Below are 22,753 nucleotides of genomic sequence, written 5' to 3' on the forward strand. Positions count from 1 at the left end.
CCATGTCGACCACTCCTGACGTCTCCCTCGACGTCGACGGGTACCTGCGCCGCCTGGGCCTCGGCCCGTCCGGCGCCCCGTCCGTCGCGAACCTCGCCCTCCTGCACGCCGCCCACGTCGAGAACGTGCCCTTCCAGACCCTGGAACGGGCCCACGACGTCGACCCGTACGCCGCCGCCGGCCGCATCGCCCGCGCCGGCCTCGGCGGCGTCTGCTACCAGCTCAACGGCGCGTTCAGCCTGCTGCTGGACGCCCTCGGCTACCGCGTGACGCTGCACTCCGCCGCCATCGAGAGCGGCTGGGCCAGCGGACCGGTGAGCCCCGACGACTCCCACAACGTGCTGCTCGTCCACGACCTGCCGACGGCCGAGAACCCGGGCGGGACCTGGATCCTGGACGTCGGCTCGGGCGAGGGCTTCCACCGCCCGCTGCCGCTCGTCGCCGGCACCCACCGCATCGGCGACGCCGTGTACCTGCTGCGCCCTTCGGACACCGCGGGCGGCGACTGGCGCATCGACTACGACCCCGACGAGTCGTGCCGGGGCGTCGACTTCACCGTCCGCACCTCCCGGTGGGAGGACTTCGGTACGCCGTATCTCACGCTGGCCGACGGGCCGATGACCGTCTTCTTCCTCTACGGGTGGGTGAAGCGGCACCACGCCGACGGGTTCGACGAGGTGATCGGCTGCCAGTTCACGCGGTACGCCGCGGGCGCCGGCCGTGAGGTGCGGACGCTGGCTTCTGCCGAGGAATGGCTTGCCGTCCTGGACGAGGTGTTCGGCGTGACTCCTTCGGAGGGTGCCGCTCAGTGGGAGCGGGTGCACGACAACTGGACGCGGCAGAACTTGCGTTCGCTGATTTACCCCGAAAGCTGATCCTGCTTTTTCGGCTGCAGGCCGGTTGTGGCTGGTCGCGCCCGCGCGGCGGAGCCGCATATCGAAACAGCCCCGCGCCCCTTACGGGGCGCCCCCGCCCCGTATTGGAAGGCCTCACCCATGACCCTCCCCTCCATAGCCGACTGCGTGATACTCCCCACCGCCGCCTACGTGGTGCCCGCCCCGGGTCATACTCCCGACGAGGCCCGGCGGGCCCTCGCGCCGCTGCCCGCCGTGGCCGTGCGGCGCATTCCGCGCCGGGGCGACGGGAATCCGGACCTCGACGCCCTGCGTGCGCTCCCCGTCCTCGCCGAGGACCCGGAGCGCATCGGGTACGCCCCGGCCGCCACGGCCCTCGGCCGGTTCGCGCCGCTCGACCTCGACGCGCCCGTACTCACCGCGGCCGCCGTCGACTTGACGCCCGCCGACCCGGCTCCGTCGGCCCTGCGCACCGGTCCCGCGCTGCTCTCCGGGGACGTCGACGTGTCGACCGTCACCGAGGCGCTGCTCGCCGCCGCCGAGCGGCACGCCGTGCACGGTGTGCGCGTCATCGCGCCGGGCACCGACGCCTACCGCAGCTACCCCGAACTGCTCGACGAGGCACGCCGGGTGCTCGGCGGGCTGCACGAGCGCGGCCTGCGCGCGGGCGACAGCGCCGTGCTGCTCGTCCCCTCGCTCGACGACTACGTCCTCGCCGTCTGGGCCTGCCTCCTCGGCGGCATCCGGCTGCTCACCGCCGGCATCCCCGACGGCTGGACCACCCGCGGGCCCGTGCTCGACCGCCTGGTGCACGCCTGGCAGCAGCTCGGCCACCCGCTCGTGATCACCGACGACGCCGAGGCCGAGGGCCTCGCCGGCCTGCACACGCTCTACGGCACCGCCCCGCTGCGCACCGCCCCCGTCTCCGAACTCCGGCGCAGTGCACCGGTGTCCGCGGTCCACCCGGCCGCGCCGGACGACACCGCCGTGCTCGTCATGTCCTCCGGCAGCACCGGCGCCCCCAAGCTCGTGCAGGTCACGCACCGGGCCATCGTGGACAACGCCTGCGCCGCGCGCGACGCGGGCCTGATCCGGCCCGGCGAGATCTCCTTCAACTGGCTGCCGTTCGACCACGCGCCGCCGCTGGTGATGTACCTGCTGCGGGACGCCGTGCTCGGCTGCACCGGTATCCACTCGCCCACCGGCTGGATCGCCGAACAGCCGCTGCGCTGGCTGGACATCCTCCAGCAGTACCGCGTGGAGCACACATGGGCGGCCAACTTCGGCTACCGCCTCGTCGCCGACGCGCTGCGCGCCGCCCCGGAGCGCAGCTGGGACCTGTCCGCGGTGCGCACCGTCCTCAACGCGGGCGAGCAGTGCACCGCGCCCGTCGTGGACGCGTTTCTGGAGCGCACCGCCCCGTTCGGGCTGCGCCGCACCGCGATGATCCACGCGTGGGGCATGGCCGAGACCGCCACCGGCATCTGCTACAAGTTCTACGCCGAGCAGGGCAGCGTGCTGCGGGTCCTGAAGGCCACGCTGGACGGCGCGTTGCGGCTCGCGCCCGAGGGCACCCCGGAGGCGGAGGCCTCCGAGTTCCTCAGCATGGGCCCGGCCGCGCACGGTGCACAGGTCCGGGTCGTCGACGACTCCGGGCGCGTGGTGCCCGAGGGCGTGATCGGCGCCTTCCAGGTGCAGGCGGACCGGGTCACCCCCGGCTACCTGGACAACCCGGAGGCCAACGCCGAGGCGTTCCCCGGCGGCGGCTGGTTCGACACCGGCGACCAGGCGTTCCTGTGGGACGGCGAGGTCGTCATCACCGGCCGTGCCAAGGAGCTCATCAACGTCAACGGCAACAAATACTTCTGCCACGAGATCGAGGAACTGTGCGGCCGCGTCGAGGGCGTGGCGAGCGGCTGGGCCGCGGCGTGCGGCGTGCCCGACCCGGTCAGCGGCAGCGAGGTCCTCGCGGTCTTCTTCGTGCCGGAGGGACCGGAGGACGAGCCGGCGGTGATCGCCGAGCGCATCCGGGAGGCGGTGGGGGCGGCTGTGCGCCTGCCCGTCACCCATGCCGTCCCGCTGACGACCGCCGACTTCCCGCGCACCACCAGCGGCAAGGTCCAACGGCGCAGGCTCGTCGCCCGGTTCACGGCCGGCGACTTCGAGGAGGCCCTGCGCAGCACGGGCGGCGGCACCGGGACCGAAGTGCCGGACTGCCTGTACGCGCAGGAGTGGGAGCCGGTGGAGGCGCCTTCGGAGTGTGCCGCTCTGGACGGCACGGTGCTGGTGCTGGCCGACGATCTGGGGCTGGCCGAACAGCTGGCCGCGGACGCGGTGTTGGTCCGGCCGGGGACCGGCTTCGCCGTGACGGCGGACGGCTACCGCCTGGACCCGGCCTCGGCCGACGACTGGGCCTCGCTGGCCCGTTCCCTGCACGAGTCCGGCAAGGAGCCCCGCACCCTGCTCCAGCTGTGGAGCTACCTGGAGACGCCGGACGCGTCGAATGCGCGTGAGGCGAACGAGCGCTGCGGCACGTATTTCGCGGCGGCCTGCGCCCAACTCGCCCTCCCCGCCCAGGTGATCACCGTCAGCCGCGGCCTGCACCGCATCACGGGCCACGAGGACGTCTGCTACCCCGCCTCCCTCTCGTCCGCCATCGCGGGCGTCCTGGCCCAGGAACACCCGGACGTGCGCGTGCGGCAGGTGGACCTGCAGGGACTCCCGGCCGCCGAGGCCGCGGAGGCGCTGCGCGCCGCCCTCGCCGTGGACGCGGGCAACGTGGCCTGGCGCGACGGCCGCCCGTACGTGCCCGTCCTGGCCCCCGTGGCCGAGGACCCGCGCCCCGCGGACGCGCTGCGCCGCGGCGGCCGCTACCTGGTGACGGGCGGCACCGGCGGCGTCGGCCGGGCCCTGCTCGGCGAACTGGCCGAGCGCTACGGCCTGTCGCTCGCGGTCGTCGGCCGCAGGCCCGCGGCCGAGGCCGGCGAGCAGGGGCCCGTGTTCTACCGCAGCGCCGATGTCACCGACGCCGCCGCCCTGCACACGGCCGTCGCCGAGGCCGAGGCCCACTGGGGCGCCCCGCTGGACGGCGTCCTGCACCTCGCCGACTCCTACGGCTTCCGCCTGCTGGCGGAAGAGACCCCGGAGCACTGGCGGCAGGCGGTGGCCGCGAAGACGGCCGGCACGCTGCACCTGGCGGAGCTGTGCCGGCAGCGGCCCGGCGCCCACCTGGTCGTCTTCACGTCCCTGGTCGGCCAGCTCGGATCGGCGGGTTGCGCGGCCTACAGCGCCGGCAACGCCTACGCCGATGCCCTCGGTGAGCACCTGCGGCTGTCCGGCGTGCCGGTGCACACGCTGGCGTGGGGCCTGTGGAAGGAGACGGGCCTCAACCGCGACAACCCGTACGAGGCCGCAGTGCGCCGCCGCGGCGTCCTGTCCCTCGCCCCCGCGGAGGCCGCCGTCCTGGCCCGCGTGGCGCTGCGGCTGCCGCCGGGCGCCTACTGCGTGGGTCTCGACGGCACGTCGGAGGAGCTGCGGGGGAGGGTCCGGTCGCTGGACGGCCTGGCCCTGGAGGTGCCGTACCTGCTGACCGGGGACGCGCCCGCCGAGGTGACCGACGTGTTCGGCCGCCCGGTGCAGGTACAGCCGGCGGCGCGCCCGGCGGAGGCCGGCGCACAGGAAGCGGTGGACGTCCCCGCGGACCTCCTGCAGACCGTCCGCGAGGTCTTCGAGTCGATCGCCGGGGTCCCGGTGCCGGGGGACACCCCCCTCTTCCGGGTCGGCCTGAGCTCGATCCAGATGCTCCAGGCCCACGCCCGCCTGGAGGCGGCCCTGGGCCTGGGCTTCGAGCGCAGCGCCCTGTTCCGGAACCCGACGGTGCCGGCTCTGGCGCGGCACCTGGCGGGGGTGCGGTAGCGCTCCGCGGGGAGTCGAGCGTTTCGTCTGCGGGCGCGTCGTGGCTGGTCGCGCAGTTCCCCGCGCCCCTGCGGGGCGCGGGACCGCTTGGCTCGTCGACATGCGGGATCGCCTGCGCCGGGGGAGGCTGAGCCTGTTCCCCGCTTGATCACCGACTCAGCAGGAGGTGTTCCATGAGGCGCAGGCACTCCGCAGGGGTCGCTGTAGCCACTCTCGCCGTTCTGTTCGCCGGAACGGGAGCCGAATCGGCCCATGCCGAGGGCGCCCACGTCAGGAAGCCGCCCACCAAGGGCCGCATCAAGGCTCTGTTCGACCGCTGGAATGCAGCCCTGGCCACCGGCGATGCGAACCGCGTCGCGGACCTCTACGCCCGCGATGCCGTGCTGTTGCCGACCGTCTCCGCCCAGATCCGCACTACGCGGGCGGAGAGGGTCGACTACTTCAAGCACTTTCTGGAGAACAAGCCGGTCGGCCGCATCCAGAAACGCTTCATCAACATCCTGGGCCGCAACAGCGCCGTCGACACCGGCCTTTACGAGTTCACGCTGACCAACAAGGACGGCAGCAAGTCCAAGGTCGACGCCCGCTACACGTTCGTCTACGAGCGGCGCCACGGCAAATGGCTCATCCTCAACCACCATTCGTCGGCGGTGCCGGCAGGGTGACGAAAGGCCCCGGGGACTTTTCATGTCCCCGGGGCCTCACGTCGGTTGGCCGCGGGCTCACTCCACCCAGCGGCCGTCCCGCATGACCAGCCGGTCGCGCATCTCCGACAGGCTGCGCCACGCCAGGATCCGCTGCGGCCTGAGGCGTACGCCGATCACGCCCGGCACCCGGCGCGGGTCCATCGGGAGCGAGGAGAAGAGGGCGGAGGTGCGCTCGTCGGCCTCCTCCGGCTCGATGAACTCCGGTGCCGCGTCGACGAGTACGACGTCCCGCGCCGTGCCCAGCGCGATCCGCGCCGGGCCGCCGCCCTGCAGGTTGCGCACCGTGCGGCTCGTGCGCCGCGTCAGGATCGTCAGGCACTCGCCGTCCCACGCGTACGCGAAGGGCACGAGGTGCGGGCGGTCCGCGTCCGCGGAGGCGAGCCAGAGGTGGCGCTCGGTCTCCAGGAGGGCCAGGACGTCCTCCCGGCGCTGGGCGACGGTGCGCGGGGGTTCGGCGGGGGTCGGCATCATGACGTGCTCCGGGTGCGGGTGAGGCGTTCGAGGGCGGGGACGGCGGACAGCGGTGCGGGCTGGGCCTGCATCTCGTCGCGCAGGCGGGCGGCGGCGTCGCGGTGGACGTCGCCCTCGACGAGCGCGGACAGGGCCCGGGCGATGGCGGGGACCAGGTCGTCGACCGTGCCCGGGCGCAGCACCAGGCCCGCGCCCGTCGCCGCCACCCGCTCCGCCGTGAAGATCTGGTCCGGCAGCTGCGGCAGCACGAGCTGCGGCACCCCGGCGGCCGCGGCCGCCAGCGTGGTGCCGATGCCGCCCTGGTGCACGACGGCCTCGCAGGCCGGGAGGAGGAGGTGCAGGGCCAGGGATTCCACCACGCGCACCCCCTCCGGGACGTCGCCCAGCGCCTCCCGGTCCTTCGGGTCCAGGGCCACCACGATCTCCGCGTCCAGGGCGCGGGCGGCCTCCACGACCACCGGCGGCAGGAACCGCTGGTTGCCCTTGAGCGCCGTCGTCGTGCGGCCGAAGGTGACGCAGATGCGGCGCCGGCTGCCCGGCGGCCGCGGGGGGCGCAGCCAGTCGGGGAGGACGGCCGGGCCGTTGTACGGGACGTGGCGGATGCGGACGCGCTCGACCTCCGCGGGGACCTGCATGCTCGGCGGGCAGGGGTCGACGGTGAGGTCGCCCAGGACGTTCACCCCGGGGAGGCCGAGACGGCGTGCCGTCGTCGCCAGCAACTCCGGCATGAGCCCGTGCACCTGGTACGTCAGGTCGACGCCGTGCAGGTGGCGCACCGCGGGAATCCCCAGCACCGCCGCCGCCAACGGGCCCGCGTAGCTGGTGGGTTCGTACAGGATCACGTCCGGGCGCCACGAGCGGCCCAGCGCGATCACGTCGTCCACCATGGCGTCGGCCCGGTCGGCGAAGATGCCGAAGACGCGGGAGACCTTCTCCCGTTCCGCGGGGCTGAACCGCTCGGCGCCCGCGCCCGGCGGCGGCGCCTCGGGGACGCCGGTGTGGTCGAGGCCGCGCAGCCGGCGGCGGTGCAGCTCCGCGTGGTCCAGGTCCTCGCCCGCGGCGGCGAAGACCATCCCGGAGCCGGTGACGGCAGGGGCCAGCGCGGGCTGGCTGGCCACGCACACCTCGTGGCCTTCGGCGCGCAGCGCCCACAGGGTGGGCACCAGCGGCATGTAGTGCGAGGGCCACGCCCAGGTGACGACGAGGACGCGCATCAGTGCTCGTCCCCCCACGTGACCGGGACCTCCAGGAAGCCCTCCAGCAGGGCGCCCTCCTGGCGGCGCAGTTCGCCGGCGGGGACGGCGAGCCGCAGGTCCGGGAAGCGGCGCAGCAGGGCCTCGACGGCGATGGCCAGCTGTACACGGGCCAGGGTGGCGCCGATGCAGAAGTGCGGGCCGAGGCTGAGCGTGAGGTTGGGGTCCGTCCTGGTGATGTCGAAGGTGCCGGGGTCGGCGAAGACCGAGGGGTCCTGGTTGGCGGAGTCGACTGCCGGGATGACGCTGCTGCCGGCGGGGACGACGGCGCCGCTGGGCAGTTCGACGTCCTCGGTGGCGTAGCGCAGCATGGAGACGGACGAGCCGACCAGCTTCCAGCGCAGGGCCTCCTCGACGGCCTGCGGCACGAGCGACCAGTCGGCGCGCAGCTTCTGCAGCTGCTCGGGGTGGCTGAGCAGCATGGCGACGGTGCCGGCGAGCTGGGTGGCGGTGGTCTCGTAGCCGACGAGCAGCAGCAGGCGGGCCCACCAGTGGAGTTCGTACTCGGTGAGGGTGCCGTCCTCCTCGTCGCCGACCCTGATCATGTCGCTGATGAGGTCGTCGCCGGGCTGTTCGCGCTTGGCGGCGACGAGTTCTGCGATGTAGCCGCTCATCTCCTGCATGGCGGTGCGGATCTCGGGGCCGGTGAAGCGGCTCACGGAGAGGAAGGCGTCGGTCCAGCCGCGGAAGCGGTCCATGTCCTGCTCGGGGACGCCGAGGAGGGTGGTGATGACGCGGATGGGGAGGGGGAAGGCGAGTGCCTCGCACAGGTCGACGGGGCCGCTCTGCGACTCCATCGCGTCCAGCAGTTCGTCCACAGTGCTGTGGACGAACGGGCGCAGCTTCTCGACGCGGGCGGGGGAGAAGGCCCGCATGACCAGGCGCCGCACCCGGGTGTGCTCCGGCGGGTCCGGGTCCATCCGGCTGTCCTGGAACATGCTGTTGCCCTTGGCGATGCGGGCGGCGCCGGGCCGGTTGAGGTTGCGGCTGATGCGCTGGTCGACCAGCAGGGCGCGGACGTCCTGGTACCGGGTGACCAGCAGCGCGTCGTCGCCGCTGGGCAGGGTGACCGGGACGACGGGCTCGTCCCGGACACCGGCCAGTTCGAGGGGCTGTTCCAGCGCCGCCGGGCGGTGGAAGGGGTACGGGCAGCGCCCGGTGGCGGTGGTCATGGCGTGACTTTCCTTGTCGTGGCCGGTCACCAGGTGACCGGCACCTCCTCGAAGCTCTGGAAGAACGCGTCGTCCTTGCGCCGCAGGTGCTGCGGGCAGGCGGCCAGGCGCAGGTCCGGGAAGCGGCGCAGCAGCCGCTCGATGCCGACCTGGAGCTCGACCCGGGCCAGCGGGGCGCCCAGGCAGAAGTGGCGTCCGGTGCTGAAGGTGAGCTGGCGCGGCCCGGAGCGGGCGATGTCGAGTTCGGCGGGGCAGGCGAAGGCCTCCCCGTCGGTGTTGCCGGCCTCCAGGGCCGGGATGATGCTCGAACCCTGCGCGATGTGCGTGCCGTTGAGGTCGATGTCCTCGGTCACGTAGCGCAGCATCGACAGCGACGAGCCGACGACCTGGAGGCGCAGCAGCTCCTCCACGGCCTGCGGGACGAGCGTCCAGTCGGCGCGCAGCTTCGCCTGCTGCTCCTCGTGCGTGAGCAGCAGGACGGTGCCGCCGGAGAGCTGGCTGGCGGTGGTCTCGTAGCCGGCGAGCAGCAGCAGCGTGCACCACCAGTGCAGTTCGTCGTCGGTGAGCCGCCCGTCGTCCTCGTCCCGGACCGCGATGAGGTCGGTAATGAGGTCGTCGCCGGGCTGTTCGCGCTTGGCGGCGATGAGTTCGCGCATGTAGTCCCACGGCGGGGCGCTGGTGTCGCCGAACTGCTCGCGGTCCTCGGCGGGTACGCCGAGGAGTTCGCAGATGACCTGCACGGTGAGGGGGAAGGAGTACGCCTCGTTGAGGTCGACGGGACCGCCCTCGGCGGCCATGGCGTCGAGCAGTCCGTCGGCGATCTCGACGATGCGCGGGCGCAGCTTCTCGACGCGCGCGGCGGTGAACTCCTTGTTGATGAGCTTGCGGACTCGGGCGTGGCCGCCGGGCCGGGCCGGGACCTTCTTCTGGAAGACCTTGTCCTTCTTGGCGGTCATCCGGGCCATGCCCGGCCGGTTGCGGTCCTTGCTGACGCGGGGGTCGGCGAGCAGGGCGCGGATGTCCTCGTAGCGGGTGAGCAGCAGCGCCTCGTCCCCGCTCGGCAGGGTCACCGGCATGACGGGGCACTGGTGCACGGTGGCCAGTTCCTCGGGCTGCCCGGTGGCCGAGGGCCAGGCGAAGGGGTAGTCGAGCGGGGTCGTCATGGGGGTCTCCGGTCTGATCTGCCCGCGCCCCGAAGGGGCGCGGGGCGGTCACATATGCGGCTCCGCCGCGTGGGCGCGATCAGCCACGACGCACCCGCAGCCGACGCACTGCACCTACCGCGAACCGTCAGAACACCGGCCGCGCTTCGACGATCGCGTGCGGCGGCGCCGTCTCCGTGACGGCGACGAGCTCGAAACCGGCCTCGGCCAGCAGCTCGCGCCACTGCTGCTCGCTGCGCTCCTTGCCGCCCAGGCTGACGCCCATGGCGATGTCCATGGCCTTGCTGAAGTGCCAGCCGTCACCGGCCGGGACGACGGCCTCGACGATGAGGACGCGCGCATCGGCATTGCCGTCCATCGCAGCGCGGATGTTGCGCAGGATGCGGATGCTGTCCTCGTCGTTCCAGTCGTGCAGGATCGCCTTGAGGACGTACGCGTCGCAGCCGCCCGGAACCGACCGGAAGAAGTCGCCGACGACGCACTCGGCGCGCTCGGCCACACCGGCGGCCTCCAGCACGGGCGCGGCGCCCTGGACGGCCGACGCCTGGTCGAAGAGCAGGCCCTGCACCTCGGGGTGGGCGCCCAGGATCGCGGAGAGCAGCCGGCCCTGGCCGCCGCCGATGTCGGCGACCTTGCCGAAGCGGCCGAAGTCGAAGACCTCGGCGGCGCGGATGGCCTTCTCGCTGACGCCGGTCATGGCGCGGTGGAAGGTCTGCGCCCACTCCGGGTGCTGCTCCATGTACGGGAACCAGCCCTGGCCGCCACGGTACTTGGGGCCGGTGGGCTCGCCGGTGCGCAGGGTGTCGACGGCGTCGCCGAAGCAGTTCCAGATGCTGGTCTCGCCGTACATGGCGGCCAGGTCGCGCAGCGAGCCGGGGACGTCGGTGCGCAGCAGCTCGCCCATCGGGGTCAGGCCGTAGACGCCGTCCGCGGTCTCGGTGAAGACGCCCGCGGAACCGGCGGCGCGCAGGAAGCGGTAGAGCATGTCGGCGTCCATGCCGGTCGCCGCGGCCAGCTCGGTCACCGGGCGGGGGCCGTCCGCGAGCAGGTCGGCCACGTCGATGCGCGCCAGCGTGCAGACCGCGGCGGCGACCATCTTGCCGCCGAGCAGCTGCAGCATCTGCTGGTGCGGGTTGCCGGTCGCGGTGACTGCCGGCTGGGCGCTGTCCTGGGTGACGGTCATGTCCTGAGCTCCTCGTGGGTTCTGCCTCGGTGGCGGCTCGATGCTGGGCCCGGGCCCTCGAACGCCGCTCGGCCGGCGCTCGGCCCGCGCCCCGGAAACCGCTCCGGCACCCGAGCCGCGGTCCACCGACGCTCGATCCCGCCGGGTGACGATCTCGGGGCAACGGCGAAGGGAGAAAACCGTCATGGCGCACCGCACGCTGATCGTCGCCCGGCTGGACCCGGCTCACGAGGGGCAGGTGGCCGAGCAGTTCGCCAGGTCCGACAGCAGCGACCTGCCCCACCTGGTGGGCGTGTCCCGGCGGACCCTGTTCGGCTACCAGGGCCTGTACTTCCACCTCATCGAGGCCGAGCAGGACATCCGCCCCGGCCTGGCGCAGGTCCGCGAACACCCGCTGTTCCAGGAGGTCAACCGGGGCCTGGAGCCGTTCGTGAAGCCCTACGACCCGTCCTGGCGGGAGCCCGCCGACGCCATGGCCCGGACCTTCTACAGCTGGTCCGCGTGAGCAGTCGACCGCCGTCCGTACAAGCTGTTCAAGGAGCATCGATGACCGCCAAGGTGGCCCTCGCCGACATCGCCCCCAACCGCCGCCGCGGCGGCGACGTCCGGGTCGTCCTCGGGCCGCAGACCGCCGGAGCCACCTCGGGCTTCCTGGGCGTGCTGGCGCTGGAGCCGGGCGAGTCCGTCTCCGAGCACTACCACCCGTACTCGGAGGAGTTCCTGTACGTGACCCGGGGCGCGCTGACCGTGCTGCTCGACGGGGAAGCGGTGGAACTGGGCACGGACGAGGGCCTGTTGGTGCCCATCGGGGTCCGGCACCGGGTGGAGAACCGCAGCGGCGCCGCGGCCACGGCCGTCTTCCAGCTCGGCCCGCTGGCCCCGCACCCGTCCATGGGCCACGTCGACACCGAGCCGCTGCCCGGCGCCGACGAGCCGCACCCCGGCATCGGTGGTCCCGAAGGCTGCCCGGCAGGAGCGCACTCATGAGCACCGGACGCCGCACGGCGGCCATCACCGGCATCGGCGCCGTCGCCCCCGGCGGCACCGGCACCGCCGCCTACTGGGACCTGCTCACCGCCGGCCGCACCGCGACCCGCCCCATCACCCTCTTCGACACCACGGGCTTCCGCTCCCGCATCGCCGCCGAGTGCGACTTCGACCCGCTCGCCGCGGGCCTGGACGCGGCCGAGGCGGACCGGCTCGACCGCTCCGCGCAGTTCGCGCTGGCCGCGGCCCGCGAGGCCATGGCCGACAGCGGGCTGTCCTTCGGCGCCCTGGACCCCGGTCGCACCGCCACCTCCATCGGCACCGCCGTGGGCTGCACCGCGGCCCTGGAGGAGAACTACGTCAAGGTCAGTGCGGGCGGCGGTAGTTGGCGCGTCGACCCGACGCCCCCGAACCCGTACCTCTACGACCACCTGGTGCCCAGCAGCATCGCCGCCGAGGTCGCCCGCGCCGCGGGCGCCGAGGGCCCGGCCGCCGTGGTCTCCACCGGCTGCACCTCCGGCATCGACGCCGTCGCCCACGGCATGCGGCTGATCGAGGAGGGCGTCGCCGACATCGTGATCGCCGGTGCCACCGAGGCGCCCGTCTCGCCGATCAGCGTCGCCTGCTTCGACACCATCAAGGCCACCTCGGCCAACAACGACGACCCGGCGCACGCCTCCCGGCCGTTCGACGCCCGCCGCGACGGCTTCGTCATCGGCGAGGGCTCGGCCGTGTTCGTCCTGGAGGAGGCCGGCGCCGCGCGCCGCCGCGGCGCCCGCGTCTACGCCGAGCTCGCCGGCTACGCGGGGCGCGGCAACGCCTTCCACATGACCGGACTGCGCCCGGACGGGCGCGAGATGGCCGAGGCCGTCGACGTGGCGATGCGCCGCGCCGGGGTGAACCCCGAGGACATCGACTACATCAACGCGCACGGCTCCGGCACCAAGCAGAACGACCGCCACGAGACGGCCGCGTTCAAGCGCAGCCTCGGCGAGCGCGCCTACCGGGTGCCGGTCAGCTCCGTGAAGTCGATGATCGGCCACTCGCTGGGCGCCATCGGCGCGCTGGAGATCGCCGCCTGCGCGCTGGCGATCGAGCACGGCGTGGTGCCGCCCACCGCCAACCTGGAGGTCCCCGACCCGGAGTGCGACCTCGACTACGTCCCCCGCACCGCGCGCGAGCAGCGCCTCGACGTGGTGCTGACCGTCGGCAGCGGCTTCGGCGGCTTCCAGAGCGCCATGCTGCTCGCCCGTCCCGGCGAGGTGACCCGATGACCGCCCGCGCACTGATCACCGGAATCGGCGCGATCGCCGCCAACGGCCCGGACACCGAGGAGTGGTGGCGGGCCACGCTGGAGGGCCGCAGCGGCCTGTCCCGGATCACCGGCTTCGACACCACCGGCTACCCGGCCGTCGTGGCCGGCACCGTCGACGGCTTCACCGCCGCCGGGACCATCCCCGGCCGGCTCGCCGTGCAGACCGACCGCTGGACCCACTTCGGCCTGGCCGCCGCCGAACTCGCCTTCGCCGACGCCGGGATGGACCCGAAGGAGCTGCCGGACTACCACCTGGGCGTGGTCACCGGAAGCTCCTCCGGCGGCAACGCGTTCGGGCAGCGCGAGATCGAGAAGCTGTGGTCCCGCGGGCCGCAGGCGGTCGGCGCCTACCAGTCCATCGCCTGGTTCTACGCCGCGACCACCGGCCAGCTGTCCATCCGCAACGGCGGCCGCGGCCCCTGCGGGGTCCTGGTCTCCGAGCAGGCCGCGGGTCTCGACGCGCTCGCCCAGGCCCGCCGGACGCTCGCCGACGGCGACGCCCGCGCGGTGCTCACCGGCGGCACCGAGGCCCCGCTGTCCCCGTACGCCCTGGTCTGCCAGGGCGCGAGCGGAAACCTGTCGGCCGAGCCCGAACCGGCCCGCGCCTACCGGCCGTTCGCCGCGGACGCCACCGGCTGGGTGCCCGGCGAGGGCGGCGCGATCCTCCTCGTCGAGGACGAGCGTGCCGCCGCCGAGCGCGGCGCGGAGAAGGTCTACGGGTACCTCGCCGGGTACGCGGCCACCTTCGACCCGGCGCCCGGCACCGGCCGCCCGCCGGGCCTGGCCCGCGCGATCCGGCAGGCCCTGGCCGACGCCGGGCTGCAACCCGCCGACGTGGACGCGGTGTTCGCCGACGCGGCCGGGGTGCCCGAGCTGGACCGGGCCGAGTCCGCCGCGCTCGCCGAGGTCTTCGGCCCCGGCGGGGTGCCGGTCACCGCGCCCAAGTCCATGACCGGCCGGCTCTACGCGGGCGGCGGCTCCCTGGACGCCGCGGCCGCGCTGCTGGCCCTGCGCGACCAGGTGCTGCCGCCCACTGCCGGGACCGGCGAGCCGGATCCGGCGCACCGCATCGACCTGGTGACGGACCGGCCCCGCGAGGCCCGGCTGCGCACCGTCCTGGTGCTCGCCCGCGGCACCGGCGGCTTCAACTCCGCCGTGGTGCTGCGCGCCACCGAGAACTGATGGAAGGGATCACGATGAACGACTTCACCCTCGACGACCTCCGCGGCGTCCTGAACCAGGCCGCCGGCGAGGACGGCTCCTTCACCTTCGGTGACGCGGATGCCGGTCTCACCTACGGGGAGCTCGGCTACGACTCCCTGGTGCTGCTGGAGGCCGCCGCCGTCATCTCCGCCACCTGGGGCGTACAGGTCCCGGACGAGGCCGTCGACGTCGCCGCCACCCCGCGCGGCACCGTCGAGCTGGTCCGCGGCATGCGCGTGGCGGTGCCGGCATGAGCGGCCACACGGACAACCGGATCGTCATCGACGCGCCGGTCGACCTGGTCTGGCGCATGACGAACGACGTGGCCTCGTGGCCGCAGCTGTTCACCGAGTACGCCGCCGCGGAGATCCTGGAGCAGACCGAGGTCATGGTCCGCTTCCGGCTCACCAAGCACCCCGACGAGAACGGCAAGGTCTGGAGCTGGGTCTCCGAGCGGCACCTGGACGCCGAGGCCCGCGAGGTCCTCGCGCACCGCGTGGAGACCGGCCCGTTCGCGTTCATGCGCATCCGCTGGTCCTACCGCGAGGTCGAGGGCGGCACCGAGATGCGCTGGGTGCAGCACTTCGGCATGAAGCCCACGGCCCCCGTGGACGACGCGGAGATGACGCGCCGCATCGACGCCGGCACCGCCGAGCAGATGCCGCACATCAAGCGGCTCGTGGAGGCCGAGGCGCAGCGCCTGGCCGGAGCGGCGGCATGACCGGGGCCGCCGCCGTCCTGGCCCCGCTCGCGGTGGTCGGCAACGGCGTGGCGGCCGGGATCATGCTCTCCACGGTCATCGGCATCGCGCCGATGTTCCTGTCCCTGCCGTACGAGAACTACGTGCGGGCGGTGCAGTTCCTGCAGCCGCGCTTCGACCCCGTCATGCCGCTCACCAACGGCGGCGTGCTGGTGCTGGACGTGGTGCTGGCCTGCACCTCGGACCCGGGAACGGCGCGGGCGGCGTTCGCCGCCGCGGCCGTGCTGCTCGCCGCCGTGATCGGGATCTCGGTCACGCGCAACGTGCCGGTCAACAAGTTCGTGCTGGCGCTGGACCCGCGGCGCACCCCCGAGGACTGGGAGCGCACCGACCCGCGCCGCCGCTGGCGGCTGTGGAACGCGATCCGCACGTCGCTCTGCCTGGCCGCCTTCGCCGTGAACGCGGCGACGGCCGTCTCCCTCGCATAACCCCAACACCCTTACAGCGGAAGGAAATCACCGTGGGGATCTCCCTGACGGGCAAGAAGGTCCTGGTCACCGGCGGCACCCGGGGCATCGGCCGCGGCGTCGTGCTGGCCCTGGCCGAGGCCGGAGCCGACGTGCTCACCTGCTACCGCGAGCACGGCGAGCACGTGGACGAGCTGGTCCGCATCCTGGCGGACACCCCCGGCGAGCACCACGTCCTGCGCGCCGACGTCGGCACCCCGGAGGGCGTCACCGCCCTGCTGGAGGAGGCCCGCACCCGCTTCGGCCGCCTCGACGTCGTCGTCAACAACGCCGGCGTGATCAGCCACATCCCGTTCGCCGAGCTCCCGCTGGCGGAGTGGCACCGGGTCCTGGACACCAACCTCACCGCCTCCTTCCTGGTGGTGCAGGGCGCGCTGCCGCTGCTCGGCGAGGGCGCCTCCATCGTCAACATCGGCTCCCGGGTCGCCACCGTCGGCATCCCGCTGCGCTCCCACTACACCGCCGCCAAGGCCGGCACCGTCGGCCTGACCCGCTCGCTCGCCAAGGAGCTCGGCGGCCGCGGCATCCGCGTCAACACGGTCGCCCCGGGCGTCATCGCCACCGAGAAGGAGCTGGCCCCGGAGATCGTCGCCCGCTACGAGGGCATGACCGCGCTGCGCCGCCTCGGCCGCCCCGAGGACATCGCGGGCGCCGTGCTCTTCCTGGCCGGCGACCTCGCCCGCTACGTCACCGGCGAGACCATCAACGTCGACGGAGGCATCTGATCATGGCTACGGACAACTCCGTGTTCCGCGTGATGCTGCGCATGCAGATCCACCCCGGCCGCGAGGCCGAGTTCGAGCAGGCCTGGCTGGACGGCGCCGACGTCATCAACCGCCAGCCCGCCAACCTGGGCCAGTGGCTGTCCCGCAGCGCCGAGGAGACCGGCGTCTACTGGATCGTCAGCGACTGGACCGACGAGCCGGGCTTCCGCACCTACGAGCTCAGCGACGAGCACCTCGTCCACCGCAGCCGCCTGCACCCCTACCGCTCCGGCGGCACCATGACCACGATGACGCTGCTCCACGCGCTGGACGGCGCCGCCGCCCGGAGTGCCGCGTGACCGGCACCGTCCGCGTCCTGGTGCACTGCCGGGCCCCCGAGGACGGCGGCGAGGACGCCGTGACGTCCGCGTACCACGCGATCAGCGAGAGCCTGGCCGGCACCCCCGGCCTCCTCGGCAACCAGCTGATGCGCTCCGTGCTCGCCCCCGGCGAGTTCACGGTGATCAGCGAGTGGGCGGGCATGGCGGAGTTCCGGGCGTGGGAGCAGGGCCCGGACCACCGGGACGCCACCGCGCCGCTCCGCCCCTACCAGGACCACAGCCGCGGCCGCTCCTTCGGCGTCTACGAGGTCGTCGGAGCGCACTGACCGAACGGAGGAAGGGACACCCGTGTCCACCACATATCCCCGGGACGTGAGTTCCGCAGTCGCCGCCCCCGTCCGGCGCCCCGAACAGGCGGCGGCCGGGCCGGGTTTCGGCCGCCGGGCGCTGCGCGCCGTGGGCCGCGCCCTGTTCGGCGTCGGCGTCTGCTCGCCCTACTTCCTGGCCGTGCCGGTCGAGTCGGACGAGAGCTGGATGCACTCGGCCGACTGGTGGTCCGTCGGACTGCCCGTCACCCGCCCCTTCGGCCCCGACCGCAGGCTGTTCACCGAGGACGCCTGAGGCGCCCCGTAAGGGGCGCGAGGAACTGCGCGACCAGCCACGACGAACCCGCAGCCGAAGCACTGCACTCCCCAGCCCCGTCAGGGGCACCCCCTTTCACAGGAAGGCCGCCGTGACGTACATCCAGCCGCTCGACCGGGTGCGGCTCGCCGACACCCCGCAGGTGGGCCGCAAGGCCGCGGTGCTGGGCGAGCTGGCCTCGGCCGGCTTCCCGGTGCCGGACGGCTTCGCCGTCCGCGCCGATGCGCTCGAGCACATCCTCACCGCCGCACCGGACGACGGCACGCCCGTCGTCGAGGTGATCGCCGGGAGCGCGCTGCCGCCCGGCCTCGAAACCGAACTCGCCGCTGCCTACGAACAGTTGGGCGCCGGTCCGGTCGCGGTCCGCTCGTCCGGTGCAGACGAGGACGGCGGCGAGGCCTCGTTCGCCGGGCAGTTCGACTCCGTGCTCGGCGTGCAGGGCGCCGCGGAGCTCGTGGCGGCCGTGCGCCGCTGCTGGGCCTCCGCCTTCTCCGAGCGCATCACCGCCTACCGCGGCGGCCAGGCCGCGGGCCGCGTCGGCGTGCTCGTCCAGCGCATGGTGCCCGCCGAGGCGGCGGGCGTCGCGTTCACCGTCAACCCGGTCACCGGCGCCGCCGACGAGATCGTGGTCAGCGCGGTGCGCGGCCTGGGCGACAGGCTCATGGAGGGCACCGCCACCCCCGACGAGTGGTCCGTGCGCGCCGGCGCCGCCGAGCACCGCTCGGGCGAGGAGGAGGCCCTCCCGGCCGAACGGGTACTGGCCGTCGCCGAGTTGGCCGCCAAGGTGGCCGCGCACTTCGGCGCCCCGCAGGACGTCGAGTGGGCCGTCGCCGACGGGGCCGTCGCCCTGCTCCAGGCCCGCCCCGTGACCGTCGCCGGCGACGGCGTCGAGCAGATCGCCGTCGAGGCCGAGGTGCCCAGGGACGGTTTCTGGGTCCGCTACGCCCAGGCCGAGCGCCCGTGGACCGCGCTGCAGCGCTCGGTCTACCGTCCGGTGCTGGACGCCGCCGCGGGCGGGGTCTTCGCCTTCGGCAACGGGATGCGCCCGCACTTCCGGGAGATCGGCGGCTGGCCGTACCAGTGCCTCGTCGCCCCGCCCGGCGAAGGCGCCGCGGAGCGCGCCGAGCGGATCGGCCGCGAGGTGCGCGACGGGCTGCCGCTGGAGCTCGTGCGGCGCTGGGACGGGGAGTGGAAGAAGGGCCTCGCCACCCGCATCGCGGAGCTGCGCGCCGCCGACACCGCCCTGCTCGACGACGCCGGGCTCGCCGCCCACCTGCGCACCTTGCAGGGCTTCTTCGCCGAGGTCCACGAACTGTACTTCCGGCTCACCGGCGCCAGCATCGTGCTGCTCGGCGAACTGGGCCTGGCGTGCCGGGAGTTGCTGGAGTGGGCACCGGAGCAGGTGCTGCGGCTGCGCGGCGGCCTCACCGGCGACCACGTCCCGGCCACCGCCACCCTCGGCGAGCTGGCCGCCGCGGCCGCCGCCGACCCCGCCGTGCGCGCCGAGCTGGAGCGGCCCGAGGGGGCCCGCCCCGAGGAACTGCGCTCCGTGTCCTCCGCGTTCGCCGACGCCTTCGAGGCCTACCTGCGGGCGCACGGCCACCGCACCCCCGGTTTCGAGCTCGGCGACGCGACGCTCGCCGAGCAGCCCGAGACCGTCCTCAACCTGGTCCGCGCCCAGCTGGACCGGCCCTTCGACCTGGCGGCGGAGCGCGCGGCGCTGCAGGCCCGTACCGCCGAGGCCGTCGCCGAGGCCGAGGAGCTGCTGGCCGGCAGGCCCGAGGCCGACGGGGAGCGGTTCCGCCGCGCCCTGGAGGGCAGCACGGCGAGCACCGCGGTGCGCGACGAGAAGGTCTACTACGCCGTCTCCGTCTGGGCGTTGCTGCGCTACGCCGCCCTGGAGGCCGGTACCCGGCTCGCCTCCCGCGGGCTGCTCGCCCGCGCCGAGGACGCCCTGCACCTGGAGTTCGCCGAACTGCAGGCGGAGCTCACCGCGCCGACCGGCCAGGACCTCACCGAGCGGGTCCGGGTGCGCCGCGGGCAGCACGCCTGGGCCACGGCCCACCCGGGGCCGCGCTTCCACGGCGACCCGGCGGCGGCCCGCATGGGCGTCGACACCGAGGGCCTGTCCGAGGATGCCAAGTACGCGCAGCGCGTGGGCGGTTGGTCCATGGGCCTGTGGGGCGGCCCCGGCCGGCAGGGCGACGACGGCGAGGGCACGCTGCGCGGCACCGCCGCCTCCCGCGGCCGCTACACCGGCCCGGCCCGCGTCATCACCTCCGTCGCCGGCTTCGGCAAGCTGCGCCGGGGGGACGTGCTGGTGTGCCCGGAGACGACGGCCCAGTGGTCGGTGCTCTTCCCGGCCATCGGCGCGCTCGTCGCGGACCGCGGCAGCCTGCTCTCCCACCCGGCCATCCTGGCCCGCGAGTACGGCATCCCCGCCGTGGTCGCCGCGGGCGAGGCCACGACCGCGCTGGCCGACGGGCAGCTGATCGAGGTCGACGGCACGGCCGGCACCGTCCGGGTGCTGGGCACGGAGACGGCCCGGTGACCGGGCCGGCCGGGGGCCGCATCGACCTGCACCACCACGCGATCGTCCCGAAGATCGCGAAGCTGATGCGGGACGCCGGGGTCCCGTTCACGCTGCCGTGGTCCCTGGAGCAGTCCTTCGACGTGATGGGCCGCTCCGGGGTGCAGACCGCGGTCGTCTCCAACGCCATCCCCGACTTCTTCGACGGCCCGGAGGCGGCGGGCGCCTTCCACCGGGCCGCCAACGAGGCGGTGGCCGAGCTGGTGCGCGACCACCCGGACCGGTTCGGCCTGTTCGCCGCGGTGCCCATGCCGCACCGGGACGCGGCGCTCGCCGAGGCCGCGCACGCCTTCGACGTGCTCGGCGCCGACGGGGTCGTGCTGGCCCCGCAGGCCGGGGGCAAGTACCTCGGCGACCCGCTCTTCGACCCGCTGTTCGCGGAGCTGGACCGGCGGCGCGCCGTGGTGCTGGTGCACCCGCAGCAGCTGCCGGGCGGCCCCGCCGACGGCATCCCGTACCACCTGGCGGACTTCCTGCTGGACACCGTCCGCGGCGCGCTCGGCCTGATCCTCTCCGGCGCCCTCGACCGGTACCCGCACATCGAGTTCGTGCTGTCCCACGCCGGAGGCTTCCTGCCCTACGCCGCGTTCCGCGCGGAGCGGCTGGCCCACGCCTCCGGCGCCGCCGACCGCGAGAAGGTGGCGGCCGGCATCAAGCGGTTCCACTACGACCTGGCGCTCTCCGCGCCGTCGGCCTTGCCCAGTCTGCTCGCCGCGGTCGGCCCCGAACGGGTCGTCTACGGCAGCGACTGGTGCGCCGTGCCGGAGGAGGCCGCGGTCGACAACGCCCGTGCCCTGGACGCCGGCTGGCCCGGCGCGACGGGGGAGCAGCGGCGCCTGGTCGACCGGGACAACGCCCTGCGCCTGCTGCCCGGACTGGCCGGACGGCTCGGCAACACATCGCCCGACACGACGCCCGACACGACGCCCGACACGACGCTCGACACGAAGGAGAGATCATGAAGGCTCTCGTGCTGGCCGGGGGCAGCGGTACCCGCCTGCGGCCGTTGAGCCACTCGATGCCCAAGCAGCTCGTCCCGGTCGGTGACCGCCCGGTGCTGTTCCACTGCCTGGACGCCATCCGGGAGGCCGGCATCACCGAGGTCGGCGTCATCGTCAGCGTCGGCCCCCGCGGGGACGAGATCCGCCGCGCCGTCGGCGACGGCTCGGGGTTCGGGCTGCGCATCACGTGCATCCCGCAGGACGCCCCGCGCGGCCTGGCCGACTGCGTGCGCCTCGCCCGCCCGTTCCTCGGCGACGACGACTTCGTGATGTACCTCGGCGACAACGTCCTCGCGGGCGGGATCGCCGCGCACGCCGAGGAGTTCCGGCGCACCCGGCCCGCCGCCTCCGTGCTGCTGACCCGCGTCGACGACCCGCGCTCGTACGGCATCGCCCAGCTCGCCGGGGACGGCAGGGTGACCCGGCTGTGGGAGAAGCCCGCCGAGCCCGTCGGCGATCTCGCCCTGACCGGCGTGTACTTCTTCACCCCGGCCGTGCACGAGGCCGTCGCCGCCATCGGGCCGAGCGCCCGCGGCGAACTGGAGATCACCGACGCCCTGTCGTGGCTGGTCGACGCGGGCCGGGACGTGCGCGGCGAGGTGTTCCCGGGCTACTGGAAGGACACCGGCCGCATCGAGGACGTCCTGGAGTGCAACCGGGTGCTGCTGGACCGCCTGGAGGCGGACTGCCGCGGCCTGATCGACCCGGACAGCGTCATCGTCGGCAACGTCGTCGTGGAGCCCGGGGCCACCGTGATCCGCTCGACGCTGGTCGGGCCCGTCGTGGTCCGGGCCGGCACGGAGATCCGCGACAGCCACGTCGGCCCGTACGTGACCCTGGGCCGCGACGGCGTCCTCGACCGCGCGGGGATCACCGACTCCATCGTCATGGACGAGGTGAGCGTGGAGGACGTGCGCGGCATCCACGGCTCGCTCATCGGCAGGCAGGCACGCGTGCGCCAGGCCGCGGCACCCGCGAGCGGGCACCGTCTGGTCCTCGGCGACCACACCAGGATCGAGGTCGTGGCATGAAGGTTCTCGTCACCGGCGGCGCCGGTTTCATCGGCTCCCACTACGTGCGCAGCCTCCTGGAGGGCCGGTACCCGGCGTTCGCGGACGCGCACGTGACCGTGGTCGACAAGCTCACCTACGCCGGCACCACCACCAGCCTGCCGCTCGGCCACGACCGGCTGGACTTCGTACAGGCCGACATCTGCGACCCGCAGCTGCACGACGTCGCCTCCGGGCACGACGCGGTGGTGCACTTCGCCGCCGAGTCCCACGTCGACCGCTCGCTGACCGGCGCCGCCGAGTTCGTCCGCACCAACGTGCTGGGCACCCAGAACGTCCTGGAGGCCGCCCGCACCGCCGGGGTGCCGCGGGTCGTGCACGTCTCCACCGACGAGGTGTACGGCAGCATCGCGGAGGGCACCTGGACCGAGGACAGCCCGCTGGAGCCCAACTCGCCCTACGCGGCCTCGAAGGCGGGCTCGGACCTGGTGGCCCGCTCCTACTGGCGCACGCACGGCCTGGACGTCTCCGTGACCCGCTGCTCCAACAACTACGGGCCGCACCAGTTCCCGGAGAAGGCGATACCCCGGTTCGTCACCAACCTGCTGGACGGGCTGGACGTGCCGCTCTACGGCGACGGCCGCAACGTCCGCGAGTGGCTGCACGTCGACGACCACTGCCGCGCGATCCAGCTCGTCCTCGAAGGAGGCCGCGCGGGGCGGGTGTACAACGTCGGCGGCGGCACGGATCTGACCAACCGCGAACTGGTCGACCGGATCCTGGCCCTCACCGGGGCCGGCCCGGAGCGGATCCGGCACGTCGCGGACCGCAAGGGCCACGACCTGCGCTACGCGCTCGACGACACCCGCATCCGCGAGGAACTGGGCTTCGCCAACGAGGTGCCCTTCGAAGAGGGCCTCGCCGCGACGGTGGCCTGGTACGAACGGAACCGCGGATGGTGGGAGCCGCTACGGGAGCGGGCGGAGGTGCCGGTCGTCGCGTGACGGGGCGCCCC

At 74.0% G+C, this 22,753-nt stretch carries 23 protein-coding genes; 18 read left to right on the forward strand and 5 right to left on the reverse strand.

Annotation, left to right across the window (positions count from 1 at the left end):
- Window positions 1–2 precede the first annotated feature (2 nt).
- The 3 genes from ACLHRZ_RS20405 to ACLHRZ_RS20415 all read left to right on the forward strand — a co-directional run bounded on the left by ACLHRZ_RS20405 (window position 3) and on the right by ACLHRZ_RS20415 (window position 5,434).
- The gene (locus tag ACLHRZ_RS20405; protein WP_490419917.1) at window positions 3–875 is read left to right on the forward strand and encodes an arylamine N-acetyltransferase family protein; all 873 of its coding nucleotides are present in this window, start codon (window positions 3–5) and stop codon (window positions 873–875) included.
- A gap of 120 nt (window positions 876–995) precedes the next feature.
- Complete coding sequence (locus ACLHRZ_RS20410; protein WP_490419918.1) at window positions 996–4,769, forward strand: SDR family NAD(P)-dependent oxidoreductase; 3,774 nt, start codon at window positions 996–998, stop codon at window positions 4,767–4,769.
- A 173-nt stretch (window positions 4,770–4,942) separates the two neighbouring features.
- Window positions 4,943–5,434 (forward strand): SgcJ/EcaC family oxidoreductase, encoded by a 492-nt coding sequence (locus tag ACLHRZ_RS20415; RefSeq protein WP_490419919.1) that lies wholly within the window; start codon window positions 4,943–4,945, stop codon window positions 5,432–5,434.
- Between the two features lie 57 nt (window positions 5,435–5,491).
- Here the strand turns inward: ACLHRZ_RS20415 and ACLHRZ_RS20420 are convergent, their stop codons facing one another.
- The 5 genes from ACLHRZ_RS20420 to ACLHRZ_RS20440 form a co-directional block, all read right to left on the reverse strand.
- The gene (locus tag ACLHRZ_RS20420; protein WP_490419920.1) at window positions 5,492–5,947 is read right to left on the reverse strand and encodes a pyridoxamine 5'-phosphate oxidase family protein; all 456 of its coding nucleotides are present in this window, start codon (window positions 5,945–5,947) and stop codon (window positions 5,492–5,494) included.
- Window positions 5,944–7,179: a nucleotide disphospho-sugar-binding domain-containing protein gene (locus ACLHRZ_RS20425; protein ID WP_490419921.1), complete on the reverse strand. Its 1,236-nt coding sequence runs from the start codon at window positions 7,177–7,179 to the stop codon at window positions 5,944–5,946. Before ACLHRZ_RS20425 ends, ACLHRZ_RS20420 begins: the two co-directional genes overlap by 4 nt.
- The gene (locus tag ACLHRZ_RS20430) at window positions 7,161–8,372 is read right to left on the reverse strand and encodes a cytochrome P450 (protein WP_490419922.1); all 1,212 of its coding nucleotides are present in this window, start codon (window positions 8,370–8,372) and stop codon (window positions 7,161–7,163) included. The genes ACLHRZ_RS20425 and ACLHRZ_RS20430 overlap by 19 nt, the downstream gene beginning before the upstream one ends.
- Before the next feature lie 26 nt (window positions 8,373–8,398).
- Window positions 8,399–9,535: a cytochrome P450 gene (locus ACLHRZ_RS20435; RefSeq protein WP_490419923.1), complete on the reverse strand. Its 1,137-nt coding sequence runs from the start codon at window positions 9,533–9,535 to the stop codon at window positions 8,399–8,401.
- Window positions 9,536–9,662: 127 nt separating this feature from the next.
- The gene (locus ACLHRZ_RS20440) at window positions 9,663–10,718 is read right to left on the reverse strand and encodes a methyltransferase (protein ID WP_490419924.1); all 1,056 of its coding nucleotides are present in this window, start codon (window positions 10,716–10,718) and stop codon (window positions 9,663–9,665) included.
- Between the two features lie 184 nt (window positions 10,719–10,902).
- Between ACLHRZ_RS20440 and ACLHRZ_RS20445 the strand changes: the two genes are divergently transcribed.
- The 15 genes from ACLHRZ_RS20445 to rfbB all read left to right on the forward strand — a co-directional run bounded on the left by ACLHRZ_RS20445 (window position 10,903) and on the right by rfbB (window position 22,742).
- Entirely contained in the window at window positions 10,903–11,223 is a 321-nt protein-coding gene (locus ACLHRZ_RS20445; RefSeq protein ID WP_490419925.1) for a TcmI family type II polyketide cyclase, read from the forward strand.
- A 41-nt stretch (window positions 11,224–11,264) separates the two neighbouring features.
- A complete protein-coding gene (locus tag ACLHRZ_RS20450) occupies window positions 11,265–11,705 on the forward strand; it encodes a cupin domain-containing protein (RefSeq protein ID WP_490419926.1) in 441 nt (146 codons plus the stop codon).
- Window positions 11,702–12,979 (forward strand): beta-ketoacyl-[acyl-carrier-protein] synthase family protein, encoded by a 1,278-nt coding sequence (locus ACLHRZ_RS20455; protein WP_490419927.1) that lies wholly within the window; start codon window positions 11,702–11,704, stop codon window positions 12,977–12,979. Before ACLHRZ_RS20450 ends, ACLHRZ_RS20455 begins: the two co-directional genes overlap by 4 nt.
- Window positions 12,976–14,202 carry a ketosynthase chain-length factor gene (locus ACLHRZ_RS20460; RefSeq protein ID WP_490419928.1) on the forward strand — a complete coding sequence of 409 codons (1,227 nt, stop codon included), beginning with the start codon at window positions 12,976–12,978 and terminating at the stop codon, window positions 14,200–14,202. Before ACLHRZ_RS20455 ends, ACLHRZ_RS20460 begins: the two co-directional genes overlap by 4 nt.
- A gap of 14 nt (window positions 14,203–14,216) precedes the next feature.
- Entirely contained in the window at window positions 14,217–14,477 is a 261-nt protein-coding gene (locus tag ACLHRZ_RS20465; RefSeq protein ID WP_490419929.1) for an acyl carrier protein, read from the forward strand.
- Window positions 14,474–14,944, forward strand: coding sequence for an SRPBCC family protein (locus ACLHRZ_RS20470; protein WP_490419930.1), 471 nt, complete (start codon window positions 14,474–14,476; stop codon window positions 14,942–14,944). Before ACLHRZ_RS20465 ends, ACLHRZ_RS20470 begins: the two co-directional genes overlap by 4 nt.
- Complete coding sequence (locus tag ACLHRZ_RS20475; protein ID WP_490419931.1) at window positions 14,941–15,411, forward strand: anthrone oxygenase family protein; 471 nt, start codon at window positions 14,941–14,943, stop codon at window positions 15,409–15,411. Before ACLHRZ_RS20470 ends, ACLHRZ_RS20475 begins: the two co-directional genes overlap by 4 nt.
- Before the next feature lie 32 nt (window positions 15,412–15,443).
- On the forward strand, window positions 15,444–16,175 hold the full coding sequence (locus tag ACLHRZ_RS20480) for an SDR family NAD(P)-dependent oxidoreductase (RefSeq protein ID WP_490419932.1): 732 nt from the start codon (window positions 15,444–15,446) through the stop codon (window positions 16,173–16,175).
- A gap of 2 nt (window positions 16,176–16,177) precedes the next feature.
- Window positions 16,178–16,513 (forward strand): antibiotic biosynthesis monooxygenase family protein, encoded by a 336-nt coding sequence (locus ACLHRZ_RS20485; RefSeq protein WP_490419933.1) that lies wholly within the window; start codon window positions 16,178–16,180, stop codon window positions 16,511–16,513.
- Window positions 16,510–16,821 (forward strand): antibiotic biosynthesis monooxygenase family protein, encoded by a 312-nt coding sequence (locus ACLHRZ_RS20490; protein ID WP_490419934.1) that lies wholly within the window; start codon window positions 16,510–16,512, stop codon window positions 16,819–16,821. Before ACLHRZ_RS20485 ends, ACLHRZ_RS20490 begins: the two co-directional genes overlap by 4 nt.
- A gap of 46 nt (window positions 16,822–16,867) precedes the next feature.
- A complete protein-coding gene (locus ACLHRZ_RS20495) occupies window positions 16,868–17,116 on the forward strand; it encodes a hypothetical protein (protein WP_490419935.1) in 249 nt (82 codons plus the stop codon).
- Between the two features lie 112 nt (window positions 17,117–17,228).
- On the forward strand, window positions 17,229–19,688 hold the full coding sequence (locus tag ACLHRZ_RS20500; protein ID WP_490419936.1) for a PEP/pyruvate-binding domain-containing protein: 2,460 nt from the start codon (window positions 17,229–17,231) through the stop codon (window positions 19,686–19,688).
- A complete protein-coding gene (locus ACLHRZ_RS20505; RefSeq protein ID WP_490419937.1) occupies window positions 19,685–20,689 on the forward strand; it encodes an amidohydrolase family protein in 1,005 nt (334 codons plus the stop codon). Before ACLHRZ_RS20500 ends, ACLHRZ_RS20505 begins: the two co-directional genes overlap by 4 nt.
- Window positions 20,686–21,759, forward strand: coding sequence for a glucose-1-phosphate thymidylyltransferase (locus tag ACLHRZ_RS20510; protein ID WP_490419938.1), 1,074 nt, complete (start codon window positions 20,686–20,688; stop codon window positions 21,757–21,759). The genes ACLHRZ_RS20505 and ACLHRZ_RS20510 overlap by 4 nt, the downstream gene beginning before the upstream one ends.
- Window positions 21,756–22,742 carry a dTDP-glucose 4,6-dehydratase gene (gene rfbB, locus ACLHRZ_RS20515; protein ID WP_490419939.1) on the forward strand — a complete coding sequence of 329 codons (987 nt, stop codon included), beginning with the start codon at window positions 21,756–21,758 and terminating at the stop codon, window positions 22,740–22,742. Before ACLHRZ_RS20510 ends, rfbB begins: the two co-directional genes overlap by 4 nt.
- The last annotated feature ends 11 nt before the right edge of the window (window positions 22,743–22,753 follow it).

This window comes from Streptomyces sp. AM25 (genome assembly GCF_058146165.1).